Origin of the sequence: Mesorhizobium sp. B2-3-4, assembly GCF_006442315.1 — a bacterium.
GTDB lineage: Bacteria > Pseudomonadota > Alphaproteobacteria > Rhizobiales > Rhizobiaceae > Mesorhizobium.
The window spans coordinates 59,680-72,790 of the sequence record NZ_VFVY01000027.1; the positions used below are offsets into that span (position 1 = coordinate 59,680).

At 64.9% G+C, this 13,111-nt stretch carries 15 protein-coding genes; 8 read left to right on the forward strand and 7 right to left on the reverse strand.

All coding sequences use genetic code 11. From position 1 onward, the window contains the following. Nucleotides 1–20 precede the first annotated feature (20 nt). Together FJ967_RS30155 and FJ967_RS30160 are read left to right on the forward strand one after the other, a co-directional pair. Entirely contained in the window at nucleotides 21–1,442 is a 1,422-nt protein-coding gene (locus FJ967_RS30155; protein ID WP_140735955.1) for a glycosyltransferase, read from the forward strand. Nucleotides 1,443–1,537: 95 nt separating this feature from the next. Continuing rightward, a complete protein-coding gene (locus FJ967_RS30160) occupies nucleotides 1,538–2,092 on the forward strand; it encodes a DUF3291 domain-containing protein (RefSeq protein WP_140735956.1) in 555 nt (184 codons plus the stop codon). A 69-nt stretch (nucleotides 2,093–2,161) separates the two neighbouring features. Here the strand turns inward: FJ967_RS30160 and FJ967_RS30165 are convergent, their stop codons facing one another. After that, complete coding sequence (locus FJ967_RS30165) at nucleotides 2,162–4,045, reverse strand: DEAD/DEAH box helicase (protein ID WP_140735957.1); 1,884 nt, start codon at nucleotides 4,043–4,045, stop codon at nucleotides 2,162–2,164. A gap of 210 nt (nucleotides 4,046–4,255) precedes the next feature. Between FJ967_RS30165 and FJ967_RS30170 the strand changes: the two genes are divergently transcribed. After that, the gene (locus tag FJ967_RS30170; protein ID WP_140735958.1) at nucleotides 4,256–4,444 is read left to right on the forward strand and encodes a hypothetical protein; all 189 of its coding nucleotides are present in this window, start codon (nucleotides 4,256–4,258) and stop codon (nucleotides 4,442–4,444) included. 106 nt (nucleotides 4,445–4,550) lie between these two features. Beyond that, nucleotides 4,551–5,585 (forward strand): aspartate-semialdehyde dehydrogenase, encoded by a 1,035-nt coding sequence (locus FJ967_RS30175; RefSeq protein WP_140735959.1) that lies wholly within the window; start codon nucleotides 4,551–4,553, stop codon nucleotides 5,583–5,585. Nucleotides 5,586–5,777: 192 nt separating this feature from the next. Here the strand turns inward: FJ967_RS30175 and FJ967_RS30180 are convergent, their stop codons facing one another. Next, nucleotides 5,778–6,185, reverse strand: a complete 408-nt coding sequence (locus FJ967_RS30180) for an ACT domain-containing protein (RefSeq protein WP_140735960.1) — start codon at nucleotides 6,183–6,185, stop codon at nucleotides 5,778–5,780. 183 nt (nucleotides 6,186–6,368) lie between these two features. Between FJ967_RS30180 and FJ967_RS30185 the strand changes: the two genes are divergently transcribed. From FJ967_RS30185 to FJ967_RS30200, 4 genes are all read left to right on the forward strand, one after another. Beyond that, complete coding sequence (locus tag FJ967_RS30185) at nucleotides 6,369–7,274, forward strand: bestrophin family ion channel (RefSeq protein WP_140735961.1); 906 nt, start codon at nucleotides 6,369–6,371, stop codon at nucleotides 7,272–7,274. A gap of 135 nt (nucleotides 7,275–7,409) precedes the next feature. Beyond that, nucleotides 7,410–7,820: a DoxX family protein gene (locus FJ967_RS30190; RefSeq protein WP_140735962.1), complete on the forward strand. Its 411-nt coding sequence runs from the start codon at nucleotides 7,410–7,412 to the stop codon at nucleotides 7,818–7,820. Between the two features lie 17 nt (nucleotides 7,821–7,837). Further along, a complete protein-coding gene (locus tag FJ967_RS30195; protein ID WP_140735963.1) occupies nucleotides 7,838–8,365 on the forward strand; it encodes an SRPBCC family protein in 528 nt (175 codons plus the stop codon). 131 nt (nucleotides 8,366–8,496) lie between these two features. Beyond that, nucleotides 8,497–8,760, forward strand: a complete 264-nt coding sequence (locus FJ967_RS30200; RefSeq protein WP_140735964.1) for a YMGG-like glycine zipper-containing protein — start codon at nucleotides 8,497–8,499, stop codon at nucleotides 8,758–8,760. Nucleotides 8,761–8,852: 92 nt separating this feature from the next. Here the strand turns inward: FJ967_RS30200 and FJ967_RS30205 are convergent, their stop codons facing one another. The 5 genes from FJ967_RS30205 to ffh all read right to left on the reverse strand — a co-directional run bounded on the left by FJ967_RS30205 (nucleotide 8,853) and on the right by ffh (nucleotide 12,792). After that, nucleotides 8,853–9,698, reverse strand: a complete 846-nt coding sequence (locus FJ967_RS30205) for an acyl-CoA thioester hydrolase/BAAT C-terminal domain-containing protein (protein WP_140735965.1) — start codon at nucleotides 9,696–9,698, stop codon at nucleotides 8,853–8,855. 92 nt (nucleotides 9,699–9,790) lie between these two features. Next, complete coding sequence (locus FJ967_RS30210) at nucleotides 9,791–10,189, reverse strand: hypothetical protein (protein WP_140735966.1); 399 nt, start codon at nucleotides 10,187–10,189, stop codon at nucleotides 9,791–9,793. Between the two features lie 217 nt (nucleotides 10,190–10,406). After that, entirely contained in the window at nucleotides 10,407–10,805 is a 399-nt protein-coding gene (gene rpsP, locus FJ967_RS30215; protein WP_140735967.1) for a 30S ribosomal protein S16, read from the reverse strand. A 50-nt stretch (nucleotides 10,806–10,855) separates the two neighbouring features. After that, nucleotides 10,856–11,182, reverse strand: coding sequence for a chorismate mutase (locus FJ967_RS30220; protein ID WP_140735968.1), 327 nt, complete (start codon nucleotides 11,180–11,182; stop codon nucleotides 10,856–10,858). An 8-nt stretch (nucleotides 11,183–11,190) separates the two neighbouring features. Next, nucleotides 11,191–12,792, reverse strand: a complete 1,602-nt coding sequence (gene ffh / locus FJ967_RS30225) for a signal recognition particle protein (protein WP_140735969.1) — start codon at nucleotides 12,790–12,792, stop codon at nucleotides 11,191–11,193. Nucleotides 12,793–13,111 lie beyond the last annotated feature (319 nt).

Consider the following 13,111-nt stretch of genomic DNA (forward strand, 5'->3'; position numbering starts at 1 on the left):
GCCTTCGGCAGAAGCAGACGATGACTGAACCTATCGATGCCGGCGTGACGAGTGGGAATGAAGAGGCCGCGAGGCCCGTGCTTCCTGTCCTGGCCATCGACGCCACCGGGCTGATGTTCTGGCCGCCCGGCAAGGGTCTGGCGGGCATTCCGCGCGTCGAGAGCTTTCTCGTCAACGCGGCGCTGACGGATCCGGATCCTTGCGTGGAAGCGGTGGCGTTCAGGCCGAGCGAGGGCAGGTTCCGGCCGCTTGCCCCTTATGAACTGGATCATGTCGCGGCGGGTCCGATTTCACCGCACCGGGTCAGGCCGTGGCCGGGAAGACGCGCGGCGATGACGCAGGCTTTCGCGGCGGTGCGGCAACGGCCATGGGACAAGCGCGAGACGGATCGTCATCTTGCCAAGACGGTGACGAACGGCAGCAAGGGGACGGCCTACCAGGCGACGCGGCTGCTGATGCGCGCCTATCGTCTCTACCAGCGGGCCCGGATCCGGTTGGGTGCCAGGGCCGATGCGCCCGGTCCGGATGCCGAGGGGGCGTCCGGCCTCGTCCTGATCAGCCATCACATCCTGACCCAGGAAGACCGGTCCGCGGTCTCCGGCACGGCCGGCAAGCTCGCCTTCCTTTGCCACGATCTCATCCCGACCTTGCGCCCGGACATGCTTGGCGCCGGCACGAGCGAAGGCCGCTACGGCTCCTATCTCGAACAGCTCGTGCGTTCGGGCGCGCCGGCGTTCTGCGCCTCGGACGAGGTTGGCACGACACTGACCGATCACATGCGCAAGGCCGGCATCGCCGCGCCTGTGGTGTACCGGTTCCCGATGCCGTCCATCCTGCACGAGACCGCGTCCCGCATGGGGGCGACCTCGCGCATCGAGGCGGGCGAGCCCTTCGTGATCTATTGTTCGACCATCGAAGTGCGCAAGAATCACATATTGCTGGCCCGGATCTGGCAGCAGGCGCGCGAGGAAGGGGTGAAGCTGCCGAGGCTCGTCTGCGCCGGGCGCTGGGGCTGGATGATCGAGCCGCTGCAAGCCTATCTCAAGGCGCATCCCGAACTGCTCCAGTCGGTCACATTCACCGGACTGGTCAGCGACGAGGAGCTCATCCGCTACTATCGCAGTGCCGCTTTCGGCGTCTTTCCCTCGCATATCGAGGGCTGGGGCTACGGCGCCTCGGAATGTCTCGATTTCGGCATTCCGGTCATCGTGTCGACCGCGCCGTCCCTCATCGAGGCGAGTGGCGGACTGATGCCGGCGATCGATTCCAACGACCAAGCCGGCTGGTATGCCGCCATCCGCAGGATGGCGGAAGACAAGCAATGGCATTCATCGCTGGTCAGCCGTATCGCCGAGCAGCACCGGCCAACGCCGGCTTCCGCAAGCTGGGCCGCCATCAAGGCCGGTCTGCAGGCGTCAGCCTCCCGGGCTTCAAAGGCCTGACCGGAACCAGATCACGCGGCTGATCGGTTCCATCCGTCAGTGGCCTCGAGCAATGCGGAACAACGGGTGGAACAGGACCGTCCGGCGGAGGCAGAATGAAGAGCAAAAGGCTTGCCCTGTACACTTTCGGCATATTCCGTGCGCCAGCCGGTGATGCCGTGAACCAGGGCTTTCATGACCGCAACGACCGCAATTTTCTGATTGCCGAGACAAGCGAGGGATTCATCGCAAGGTCGGGCTATGAGGAAGAACCTGGTCCGGAAAGTTGGGGCGTGCAGGTTTTTCCACGCTTCTACCTCGAGCAGGGGGACGGCTGGACCCCTTCGACGCTGTCGTTGTGGAAAGACCTGGCATCACCAATGGCATTCGCCTACGCGGGAATTCATATGGAGGCGATGCGGCATGGGCGAGAATGGTTTCTCAAACCGGCATGGCCGCCCTATGTGCTCTGGTGGGTCGAGTGGGACCATGAACCCAGTTGGGCGGAGGCGGTGGTCAGACACGAATTTCTCCATGACCACAAGGCCAGCCCTTTTGCCTTCGATTTCAAGACCTGTTTCGATGAAGATGGCCGCCCGACGGCGATCGACAGCCAATTGGTCAAACAAAATATTCGTTTGAACGAAAAGCGGCAGCAGCAAACAGGCTGATCCTTCGCCAGGGCGGCAATCCGCCCTGATGCCGGCGCAACGTCAGCGCCAGCAAGCCGCCGCGGTTTCCTACGACGGCCGCTTCTTCGTCTTCTTGTGCTTCGGCGGGCCGGCATTGTCGAACTTCGGCTTGCCCGGCTTCTTCGCCCAGGGCTTTGCCTCATGCGCGGCGGTCGGGCGCTGGTCGGCCGATGCCGGCGGGCGCTTGTCGAATTTGCGCTTCGGCGCACTCGGGTCGAAAGGCGCCTTGCCGCGATGCGGTTTCTTGTCGGGCCTGGGCGGCTGGTAACCGGCGCGCGACAAATCGGGCGTGCCCTCCAGCCGCTTGACCAGGATGGTGCCTTGCAATTTGCGGTCGGGGCCGATCGCCGCCATGAAGCGATCGGCCCAGTCGGCCGATATCTGCACGAAGGTTTCCTCCGGCTGCATCTTGATGGCGCCGATCTCGCGCTTGGAAATGCTGCCGGCGCGGCACAGCATCGGGATCAGCCAGCGCGGCTCGGCATTCTGCCGGCGCCCGACCGAGAGCGAGAACCAGACGCTGTCGCCAAAATCGTCGCGGCGGCTGGGCGCCTCGTCGCGAGGGGAGAATTTCTCGCCCGCCGGCCTGTCACGCGCCAGTCCTTCACGTGAAGGCGTGAAAGGCGCGACGTCCATCAGGTCCTCGGGCGCGGAGCGGCTGGAGCGGCACTGGCGCACGAAGGCCGCCGCCACCTGTTCGGCGCCATGCCGGCTGAGAAGCGCGTCGATGAAGGCGCGCTCTTCCTCCTTCACCGGTTCGTCGAAAGCCGGGTCGGCCAGGATGCGTTCGTCGTCGCGCTTCAGCACGTCGTCGGCCGAGGGCGGGCTCGCCCAGGTCGCGGTCAGCTTGGCGCTCTGCAGCAGCCGTTCGGTGCGCCGGCGGGCGCTGCCCGGCACGATCAGCGCGCTGACGCCCTTGCGCCCGGCGCGGCCGGTGCGGCCGCTGCGGTGCAGCAGCGTTTCGGGATTGGTCGGCAAATCGGCGTGGATGACCAGTTCGAGATTGGGAAGATCGATGCCGCGCGCCGCGACATCGGTGGCGATGCAGACTTTCGCGCGGCCGTCGCGCATTGCCTGCAGCGCATGGCTGCGTTCGTTCTGGCTGAGCTCGCCCGAAAGCGCCACGACGGAGAAGTTGCGGTTGTTGAAGCGCGCGGTGAGGTGGTTGACGGCGGCGCGCGTGTTGCAGAACACCAGCGCGTTCTTGGCTTCGTAGAAACGCAGCACGTTGATGATGGCGTTCTCGCGGTCGGCCTGGGTGACGCTCAGCGCGCGGTATTCGATGTCGAGATGCTGCTTTTCCTCGCCGGCGGCCGAGATGCGCACGGCGTCGCGCTGGTAGCCCTGGGCGAGCGTGGCGATGGAGCGCGGCACGGTGGCCGAGAACATCAGCGTGCGGCGCTCGTCGGGTGCGGCGTCGAGGATGAATTCGAGATCCTCGCGAAAGCCGAGATCGAGCATCTCGTCGGCCTCGTCCAGCACCACGGCCTTGAGCGCCGACATGTCGAGCGATTGCCGCGTGATGTGGTCGCGCAGGCGGCCCGGCGTGCCGACGACGATATGGGCACCGCGCTCCAGCGCGCGGCGTTCCGTGCGCATGTCCATGCCGCCGACGCAGGAGGCGACCGTGGCGCCGGTCGGCTCGTAGAGCCATTCCAGCTCGCGCGTCACCTGCAGGGCGAGTTCGCGCGTCGGCGCCACCGCCAATGCCAGCGGGGCGGCCGCCGGGCCGAACCGTTCGGCGCCGTCGAGAAGCGTCGGCGCCATGGCAAGGCCGAAGGCCACGGTCTTGCCCGAGCCGGTCTGGGCCGACACCAGCGCATCGGCCTTGCCGAGCTCCAGCACCGCCTTCTGCACCGGGGTCAGATCGGAATAGCCACGTTTTTCCAGCGCCGTCGCCAGCGCGGGAACGATACCTTCGAAGTTGGACATCTCGTTCTTTCGGAATTCAGGGTTCTGCGCTCATCGCGGAGCACATGCAGGGGCTGGCGCCGCGCCAGCCAAACAATCTTGGCCGTTCGTACTTCGTGCCGCCCGTCTTGTACAGGGTGCTGCGCAGCACGGCGACTGGCCTAACCGCTGGCGAGAGCGCCCCTCTCCCCGTCCAACAATAGTGCCGGGGAGAAGGAAGAGGCAACGCAATTGACTCTTTATCGAAACCGCGTAAAAGCCCGCTTCGAACGGGATCGTTTTTCGATGCGCGGCCTTTTGATGGCTCTTCTTGCATTCGATGCCCCCAGCCTCAATGCAAACCATTGGGCCGGGCGTTTTGACGTGTCCGCTCGTTCCAGCAAAACCACGGCCAAAAAAACCACCACCAAAACGGTGTGATTCCCTTGGCCTAACCACCCTCTCCCGGGTACGGCCCGGGGGACGGAACCCGCACTTGGCCGGCGGGTTTTCTCCAACAACCGAGCGGAGAGGGACAGGAGATCCTATGAGTTTCAAGGTTGCGGTAGTCGGCGCCACGGGCAATGTGGGCCGCGAAATGCTCAACATACTGGACGAGCGCGGCTTTCCGGTCAGCGAAGTCGTGGCGCTGGCGTCGCGGCGCAGCCAGGGCACGGAAGTGTCCTTCGGCGACCGCACGCTGAAGGTCCGGGCGCTGGACAGCTACGATTTTTCCGACACCGACATCTGCGTCATGTCGGCCGGCGGCAACGTTTCCAAGGAGTGGTCGCCCAAGATCGGCAAGCAGGGCTGTGTCGTCATCGATAATTCGTCGGCCTTCCGCTACGACCAGGACGTGCCGCTGATCGTGCCGGAGGTCAACCCGGATGCGATCTCGCTGTTCACGCGCAAGAACATCATCGCCAATCCGAATTGTTCGACGGCGCAGCTCGTCGTGGCGCTGAAGCCGCTGCACGATGTCGCCACCATCAAGCGCGTCGTCGTCGCCACCTACCAGTCGGTGTCGGGCGCCGGCAAGGAAGGCATGGACGAGCTGTTCACGCAGACCCGCGCCGTCTTCGTCGCCGACCAGGTCGACGTCAAGAAGTTCACCAAGCGCATCGCCTTCAACGTGATTCCGCATATCGACGTCTTCCTCGACGACGGTTTCACCAAGGAAGAGTGGAAGATGGTGGCCGAGACCAAGAAGATGCTCGACCCCAAGATCAAGCTGACGGCGACCTGCGTGCGCGTGCCTGTCTTCATCGGCCATTCCGAAGCGGTCAACATCGAATTCGAGAAGCCGATCACCGCCGACGAGGCGCGCGAGATCCTGCGCGAGGCGCCGGGCTGCCAGGTGCTCGATAAGCGCGAGGACGGCGGCTACATCACGCCGCTGGAATCGGCCGGCGAGGACGCCACCTTCATCTCGCGCATCCGCGAGGATTCGACCGTCGACAACGGCCTGTCGATGTGGGTCGTCTCCGACAATCTGCGCAAGGGCGCGGCGCTGAACGCCGTGCAGATCGCCGAGCTGCTGGTCGAGCGCGGCCTGATCCAGCCGAAGAAGAAGGCGGCCTGACGGCTGTTCCTTTTCGCTCACGGGCCGCACCGCCGCTGCCGCGGCTGGCCCTGCGCGGGCGCGCCGGACGACCGGCGGCCCGCAGTCGCGGGCTCGGCCTTCGGCCGGGACGTCCCTTCCTTCTCCCCATTTACGGGGAGAAGGTGCCCGAAGGGCGGATGAGGGGCGGCGCCGGCGTCGCAAAAATCGGCACTACGGCCGGTTCTCTTTCGCCAGCTCCATCAGCAACCCCATTGCCTCCTCAGCCCGGTCCACCGGCACGAACAGATGGTCGTGATAGAAGGCCGAGACCGGATTGACGCCCATGCCCGCCGCGGCAAGCCGCGTGGTGATGGCGGCGAGGAAGCCGACGGCCTCCAGCGACGAGTGAATGTTCAGCGTGATCATGCGGCAGCGGAAGGACGCCGTCAGCCCGGCGGCGCTGGCCGCTTGCTCGGCTACGATCAGCGTCACGCCTTCGCGCTCGCGGAACGTCATCACCGGCTCGAGCCCTTCAGGTTGCGGAACGCCTGATCCCAGCGTGGCGAAAACGTAGACGCCGTCGAGCAGGTCCGGCGTCATCGAGGCCAGCAGTGTCTTGAGATCGGTCTCGCCGGTCATTTTCCTGCCTCAACAAGGATGGGCCACGGCCCCGCAGTTCTTCAATATCCGTCCCTGGCGGCTGCCGATAGTGCGTTGGCCGCACGAACGACATGGTGGTGTCGCTGGCGACCGGGCTTGCGGATCCGCCACATCGCACAATAGAGGAGCTGAGGGCCGGTGCCGGTCCGTGAAAGGCCTCTGATGATCGTTCGTCCGCGTCCGACATTCCTGCAGCTGTTCTTCATCATGCGCGGCTCCGTGGTGCCGCGCATCCTGCCGCAGATTTTCGGCTTCGCCATCTATTCGGCTGTCATCCTGGCTTTGGCACGGTGGTTCAGCCTCGATCTCGGCGTTTTCAACATCACGCCCTTCGGCCTGGTCGGGGTGACGCTGTCTATCTATCTGTCGTTCCGCAACAACGCCGCCTATGACCGCTGGTGGGAGGCCCGCAAATTGTGGGGCGCGCTGGTGTTCGAAATCCGCAATCTGTCGCGGGCGACCATCAGCCTGATCGCCGACCCGGCCGAACAGCGCGGCCTGCTGATGGACGCGCTCGCCTTCTGTCATTTCCTACGCGGACAGTTGCGCAAGATCGACAGCAAGGAAGATGCCCGCGCCTTCATCGCCGCCGGAGCGGACACGGCCGCGACATTCACCAACCCGGCCGACGAGATGGTAAGGCGCATGGGCCGGCGCGCCAATGCGCAGCGCCGCGTGGCCGGGATGGATACGGTCGGCTTCCGTATCCTGGACGAGAGGCTGGCATCGATCTCCGCCATCCAGGCCGGTTGCGAGCGTATCGCCGGCACGCCCCTGCCCTTCGCCTATACGCTGTTGGTGCATCGCACGGCTTACATCGTCTGCCTGCTCCTGCCGATCGGGCTGATCTCGACCACCGGATGGGCGACGCCGCTGTTCACGGCGTTGATCGCCTACACCTTCTTCGGCCTCGACGCGCTTTCCGAAGAACTCGAGGATCCGTTCGGCACCGAGGCCAACGATCTCGCGCTGGACGGCCTTTGCCGCGTCTGTGAAATCTCGGTGTTCGAGGCCCTGGGCGAGACGCCGCCGAAGATGCTGCCGGCGGAGAAGTTTTACTTCTCTTAGGGGCTCCGAAGATGATGAAGGCGAGGCGTTTCGCGCCTTCGTCAGAAAATCAGAGTCCCCTGTAGGATCGACGCCCCATGGCACGTCCTTGGTTTGACCCCGCTGAAAAGGGGCTAACCGTCACGAGGGATCATCATGAGCATTTCCGAAACCGCGCCCGTCTCGTCCGGCGCCTTGTGGACCGGTCGCGTGCTCAGTGGCCTCATCATCCTGTTCATGATCTTCGACGGCGCCATCAAGCTGCCGCCGCTCGATATCGTCACCCAGACGATGGTGCCGCTCGGCTGGCCGGCCGACGCCAATGTGGCGCGCATGCTGGGCGTCATCGGCCTGGTCTCGACCGCGTTCTATGCGTTGCCGCGCACCTCGGTTCTTGGCGCGATCCTGCTTACCGCCTATATGGGCGGCGCCATCGCCACCAATGCGCGCATCGGCAACCCGCTGTTTTCGCACACGCTGTTCGGCGTCTATCTCGGTATCATCCTGTGGGGCGGTCTCTATCTGCGCGACCCTAGAGTGCGTGCCCTGATCCCGTTCGGCCGCTGATCTGGAAGGAGACAAAAATGTTCGGCACCATCCTCATCATCCTGGTCGTCATCATCGCCGCCGTGCTCGTCCATGCCGCGACGCGGCCCAATGATTTCGTCGTCACCCGTACCGCCACCATCAAGGCTCCCGCCGAAGCGATCTTTCCGCTGATCGACGATTTCAGCCGGTGGCCCGCATGGTCGCCTTATGAAAAGCTCGACCCCGACATGAAGCGCACGCTGTCAGGCGCGCCAAGCGGCAAGGGCGCCGCCTATGCCTGGGAAGGCAATGGCAAGGCCGGCAAGGGGCGCATGGAGATCGTCAATTCGGTGCCGTCCTCGCTGGTCTCGCTCAAGCTCGATTTCGAGAAGCCGTTCCGGGCCAACAACAGCGTCGACTTCACCTTGACCCAATCGGGCGGCGGCACCGACGTCTCCTGGGCGATGCGCGGTGACCGGCCCTTCATCGCCAAGCTCATAGGCCTGTTCATGAATTTCGACACGCTGATCGGCAAGGATTTCGAGGCCGGCCTCGCCAATCTGAAGCGCTCGACCGAGGCGTGACCGGCACCGGTCGGGACCCCCCTGTCCGTCCAGCGGCGTCGCGATCTTCATTCTCCTCGGGATCAAATTAGCCGTCTGAGAGTTAAGGCCTTGGCGGCGAGACGGCGATTCCCGTGTGAGAGGAACGACAAATGAAGAAAATCCTGACCATTCTGGTGCTGGCGACGGCGCTCGGTGCATGTTCGCAGACCGAAAAAGGCGCCGCTATCGGTGGCCTCGGCGGTGCCGCGGTAGGCGCCGCTGTAGCGGGGGATCCCGTTCAGGGCGCGGTTGTCGGCGGCGCTGTCGGCGCCGTGGCCGGTGCGCTCATCGGCCGGGCCAGCGAAAGCGGCCAGTGCCGGTACCGCGACCGCCATGGACGGGTCTATGTCGCGCACTGCCCGGACGGCTATTGATCGCCGGGAACCGAAACAGCAGAGCGGCGGGCACCGGCCCGCCGTTTTCGCGTGACGGGACCGGCGCCTGGCGGTCCGAGACCGTGGCCGCGCTACAGCAGTTCCCGAATATATCGCCAGGCTTGCCGCCCCAGATCCGCATCGGCGCGGTCATTGCCGCCATGCGCATGTGACGTCGACCGTGGCGTGGTTTCGCCCGGCAAGAGAATGCGGTGGCCGGCATCCGGCGCCGAAACCAGGCGCGTGGTCCGGCCGGCATCCTGGCGACGCCGGACGACCCGCCCGGCGAATTCCAGCGATGGCCACAGCGCGTCGTCGCCGCCCGCGACGAGCACGATCTCCGCCGAAATCCGCTCGACGGGGATGGCGGCTCTGTGCGCCTCCTGCTTGAAGCGTGCCAGGCAATGCTCGAAAAGCCCCCTGTAGGACACGAGGCCATCGACATGGCTTGACGTCCAGTCCGGGTCGGTCGGAACAAACGGACACGGCCGCCCTTTCAGCGTCCATGACGACCGTTCGGGCCAGCTGAGCCCGTCGCAGCCCGGGCCGATGTTTCCCCACACCACCGAAGTCGGACTGATCGCGACCACGGCGTCGATGCGGGGGTCATGCGCCGCCGCGAGCAGGGACGCCTCGGCGCCCTTGGATGTCCCGACATAGACGATGCGCCGGCATCCCAATCCGACCAGGCGATCGGTCGCGGCGAAAAATGTCTCCAAGGGAATTTCGCAGATGCCGGGCGTCTGGCCGTCACCGCCGAACCACCTGAGCGCGAGCGCGGACACACCTTCCCTGGCAAAGAGCCGGGCGCGCGCCACGTCGACGCGGCCACTCGACCCGGCCAGCACCACGACGCCCGTCATGGCATCAGGACATCGCAACAGCGTTCCGGAAACGGCACCGGACAGGATTTCCTGCGTGAGTTGCCGTTCGTCCATGTCGATCCATCAGCCAGAAATCAGAAGCTTTTCCGGGACAACAGCATGGGCGGCTTCATGACAAATACAAGCAGCAGATACCGGCCCGCCGCTCACGGGATGCTGAAGGGCACCGAGTCGGCAACCGTTCCATCGATCGACAGATCAACACGATAGGTCCCGGCCGGCCATCCCGCGGTGGGTTTGGTCAGCTGCGAATCCGCCTCAGTGTTCGATCCGACATCGAGGTCGACCTTGTCGATCGTATAGTTGGCCGGTGCGGCGCCATGGGAATCGACCGAGATCCACGAGAATGTAATCGTCGACGCAGACTGTATGTCGACCAGGTCAGCCGATACATAAATGACCGGTGTGTCGGCTGGGAAATCACTTTGGGCCTCCCCGCCCTTCGTCGCCGAAAGCACTATGTTGGCAAAACCGGCCGCTTGGGCTGGCACGTTAAGGCAAAAGGCCGCCAAGGCCGCGACGGCCACAACCAGAACCGACTTCAAGATTCATACTCCTCGGGCAGGACCAGCAGAAAATCAACGGCCCGATCCGTAGGGCATTTCCAGCGAAAACGGAACGCAATTTCTGGTCGCGAAACCGCTTCGCGGTTTTGCGCATCATGCAGTCATTGCCGGCTGTCGAGACGTGCGCCATGACAGGGCCAAACAGCAAAACGGCGGGCACAGGCCCGCCGTTTTGTTCCCGATGAATGGGAAACGATTATTCCGCAGTGGCGGCTTCCTCGGCCGGTGCGGCGGCAGCAGCCGCAACGGCGGCGGCAGCGTCTTCCTGCGCCTTCTTCAGCAGCGCGGCGCGTTCCTGCGCCTTCTTACCCGGCTCTGCCTTCTTCGGGTTGGAGCGGGCGTCGCGCTTGGCAAGGCCGGCCTCGTCGAGGAAGCGCAGCACGCGGTCGGTCGGCTGGGCGCCGTGCGACAGCCAGTGCTTGACGCGGTCGGCATCGACCTTGACGCGTTCGCCGTCCTTGGGCAGCAGCGGGTTCCACGAGCCGAGCGCCTCGATGAAACGGCCGTCGCGGGGCGAACGGGCGTCGGCGACGACGACGTGGTAGTAAGGACGCTTCTTCGAGCCCGCACGGGCCAGTCTGATCTTCAGTGCCATTCTTTATCTCCTAAAAGCTCTGATTTCGTTTGATTGATGTCGGTTGGGTCTCAACCGGTTTTCGTCACGCCGTTGGCAGCGGCGATCTGTTCGTGGTGGCGGATCACTTCGCGGACGACGAAGTTGAGGAATTTTTCCGCGAAATCGGGGTCGAGATGCGCATCGTTGGCCAGCTGGCGCAGACGGGCGATCTGTTGCTGCTCGCGCGCCGGGTCGGCCGGCGGCAGGCCATGTTCGGCCTTGAGCACGCCGACCGCCTTGGTGCAGCGGAAGCGCTCGGCCAGCATATGGATCAAGGCGGCATCGATGTTGTCGATCGAGGCGCGGTAGCCGGCCAGGATATTGCGGGCGTCGGCCATGTCCTTTTCTTCGTTCATGGGTATCCTCACTTCTTCTTGCCAAGACCGGGCAGTCCGCCGCCGCCCAGGCCGGGAAGCCCCGGTAGTTTCATGCCGCCGGGCAGGCCCGGCAGGCCAGCGCCGCCCGGAGCGGGCAAGCCCTTCATGCCGCCGAGGCCGGCGGCCTGCGCCTGCTTCTGCAGGGCTTCGAGCTGCTTGGGATCCATCTTCGACAGGTCCGGCATGCCACCGCCCATCATGCCACCCATGCCGCCGGGCATCATGCCGCCGAGGCCCATCTTGGAAGCGAGGCCGCCCATCATGCCGCGCATCAGGCCGCCGCCTTTGCCCTTGCCGCCCATCGCCTTCATCATGTCGGCCATGCCGCGATGCATCTTCAAGAGCTTGTTGATTTCGGCCGCGTCGGTGCCGGAGCCGGCGGCGATGCGCTTCTTGCGCGAATGCTTCAGCATGTCGGGGTTGGCGCGCTCGGCCTTGGTCATCGAGGAGATGATGGCGAGCTGGCGGCCGAACATCTTGTCGTCGAGGCCGGCGGCGGCCATCTGGTCCTTCATCTTGCCCATGCCGGGCATCATGCCCATGATGCCGCCCATACCGCCCATTTTCGACATCTGCTGAAGCTGCTGGGCGAGGTCGTTCAGGTCGAACTTGCCCGACTGCATCTTCTTGGCCATCGCCGCCGCCTGCTCGGCGTCGATGTTCTCGGCGGCCTTCTCGACCAGCGAGACGATGTCGCCCATGCCCAGGATGCGGTCGGCGATGCGCTTGGGGTGGAATTCCTCCAGCCCGTCCATCTTTTCGCCGGTGCCGATCAGCTTGATCGGCTTGCCGGTGACGGCGCGCATGGAGAGTGCCGCGCCGCCACGACCGTCGCCGTCCATGCGGGTCAGCACCAGGCCGGTGATGCCGACGCGCTCGTCGAAACTTTTCGCCAGGTTGACGGCGTCCTGACCGGTCAGCGAATCCGCGACCAGCAGGATTTCATGCGGGGCGGACACCTTCTTGATGTCGGCCATCTCGACCATCAGCGGCTCGTCGATATGGGTGCGGCCGGCGGTGTCGAGGATGACCACGTCATGGCCGCCGAGCTTGGCCGCCTGCACGGCGCGCTTGGCGATGTCGACCGGGCTCTGGCCCGCTATGACAGGCAGCGTCGCGACCTTGGTCTGCTCGCCGAGCTGGCGCAGCTGCTCCTGCGCGGCGGGGCGCCGCGTGTCGAGCGAGGCCATCAGGACTTTCTTGTTCTGGCGCTCGGTCAGCCGCTTGGCGATCTTGGCCGAGGTCGTCGTCTTGCCGGAACCCTGCAGGCCGACCATCATGACGACCACCGGCGCCGGTGCGTTGAGATCGACGGCGACGCCTTCGGCGCCGAGCATCTCGACCAGTTCGTCATGGACGATCTTGACGACCATCTGTCCGGGCTTGATCGACTTCAGCACGGCGGCGCCGACGGCCTTTTCGCGTACCTTGTCGGTGAAGGACCGGACCACTTCCAGCGCCACGTCGGCCTCGAGCAGCGCACGGCGCACTTCGCGCAGCGCCGCCGAGACATCCGCCTCCGACAGCGCGCCGCGGCCGGTAAGGCCGTTCAGGATCGAACCAAGACGTTCCTGTAGCGATTCAAACATTCTTTTTCCTTTTCCCTGGCACCCGGATGGCTGCCCGAGAGGTAGTGCGTTCGCGCCGATACTCCAACCAGAAGCCAAAACCAAAAAGCACCCGGGGGCGCTCAGCGCTGCCGGGTGTTGGCCTCCAGGATCTCTTTACAGCACCCGCCTCAAAGAGGGTTCGGCGTCCTGGTCGGCTTGCTCGGAGGGATACTCGTCGCGGAATTCGGGGCGTGTAGACAGGAAAACGGGCGTGGAGTCAAGGCAAGGGCCGGACAGACCACTTTTCGCGCCCATATTCCGCCTCCGCGCGATGGCCTCGTGATACCGCGAGAGTTCG